This window comes from Rhodopseudomonas sp. (assembly GCF_048594845.1).
Lineage (GTDB): Bacteria > Pseudomonadota > Alphaproteobacteria > Rhizobiales > Xanthobacteraceae > Rhodopseudomonas.
In genome coordinates this window covers 1-1,836 of sequence record NZ_JBMDXE010000058.1, presented here as the reverse complement: position 1 = coordinate 1,836, position 1,836 = coordinate 1, and the positions used below count along the sequence as shown (strand labels likewise).

2 protein-coding genes are annotated in these 1,836 nt (G+C 65.7%); both read left to right on the top strand.

Features of this window, described 5'->3' with window-relative positions; all coding sequences use genetic code 11:
* A partial coding sequence (metK, locus tag ACOJTD_RS03030; protein WP_420131463.1) for a methionine adenosyltransferase occupies positions 1-910 on the top strand: 910 nt, incomplete at its 5' end.
* A 242-nt stretch (positions 911-1,152) separates the two neighbouring features.
* Positions 1,153-1,836 (top strand): adenosylhomocysteinase (locus ACOJTD_RS03025; RefSeq protein WP_420131462.1); only part of this gene is annotated, 684 nt, incomplete at its 3' end.

The window sequence follows — 1,836 nt, the reverse complement described above, 5'->3', positions numbered from 1 at the left end:
GAACACCTGCGATATCGAGATCCTGCTGCACCCGCAGTCAGCCGACATCGCGCAGGGCGTGGACGCGCTGCAGCCCGGCACCAACAAGGAAGAGGGCGCCGGCGACCAGGGCATCATGTTCGGCTACGCCACCAACGAGACGCCCGACCTGATGCCGGCCCCGATCTTCTACGCCCACAAGATCCTGCGGCTGATCTCCGAAGCCCGCCACTCCGGCAAGGAGAAGGTGCTGGGTCCGGACTCCAAGAGCCAGGTCACCATCCAGTACGAGAACGGCAAGCCGGTCGGCGTCCGCGAGATCGTGGTGTCGCACCAGCACCTCGTCGAGGACATGACCTCGAACCAGGTGCGCGAGCGCGTCGAGCCGTATGTGCGCCAGGCGCTGCCGGCCGAGTGGATCACCGACAAGACGATCTGGCACATCAACCCGACCGGCAAGTTCTTCATCGGCGGCCCGGATGGCGACACCGGCCTGACCGGCCGCAAGATCATCGTCGACACCTACGGCGGCGCGGCCCCGCACGGCGGCGGCGCGTTCTCCGGCAAGGATCCGACCAAGGTCGACCGTTCGGCCGCCTATGCGTCGCGCTACCTCGCCAAGAACATCGTCGCGGCCGGTCTCGCCGACAAGTGCACGCTGCAGCTCGCCTACGCCATCGGCGTGGCGCGGCCGCTGTCGATCTACATCGACACCCACGGCACCGGGAAGGTTTCAGAGGACAAGCTCGAGAAGGCCGTCGCGCAGGCGATGGACCTGACCCCGCGCGGCATCCGCACCCATCTCGACCTCAACAAGCCGATCTACGCGCGGACCTCGTCCTACGGCCATTTCGGCCGCACCCCGGACGCCGACGGCGGCTTCTCCTGGGAGAAGACCGATCTTGCCGACGCGCTCAAGCGCGCGGTCTAAGTCGACCAAGTAAGTCCCTCCCTCGGCGTCTCGCCGGGGGAGGTTCTGCCGTCACCTGAGGTGCGAGCCCCTTCGGCGAGCCTCGCAGGATGACCGGACGAAGTGCCTGCAGTCATCCTTCGAGGCGCGCACAAAAGATGCGCGCACCTCAGGATGACGTCGAGCCTGCAGGATGCCTCAAACTGCCCCATTCAGTTCGTAGTGCTCAGTTCGGCTGACACAGACATCAGGAACCCACCCGCATGACCGCCAAGTTCACCGACTACATCGTCAAGGACATCGGCCTCGCCGATTTCGGCCGCAAGGAAATCTCGCTGGCCGAGACCGAAATGCCCGGCCTGATGGCGACCCGCGAGGAATACGGCCCGAAGCAGCCGCTGAAGGGCGCGCGTATCGCCGGCTCGCTGCACATGACGATCCAGACTGCGGTGCTGATCGAGACGCTGGTGGCGCTCGGCGCCGACGTGCGCGGGGTGTCGTGCAACATCTACTCGACCCAGGACCACGCCGCCGCGGCGATCGCGGCGGCCGGCATCCCGGTTTTCGCCATCAAGGGTGAGAGCCTCGAGGATTACTGGGCCTACACCGCCCGGATGTTCGACTGGCACGGCGGCGGCACCCCGAACATGATCCTGGACGACGGCGGCGACGCCACCATGTACGTCCATCTCGGCCTGCGCGCCGAGAACGGCGACACCGCCTTCCTCGACAAGCCCGGCTCCGACGAGGAAGTGATCTTCTTCGCGCTCTTGAAGAAGCAGCTCAAGGAGAAGCCGAAGGGTTACTTCGCGGAGATCGCCAAGAACATCAAGGGCGTCTCAGAAGAGACCACCACCGGCGTGCATCGCCTCTACGACATGCAGAAGGCCGGCACGCTGCTGGGGCCCGCCATCAACGACAACGACTCGGTCACCAAGTCGAAGTTC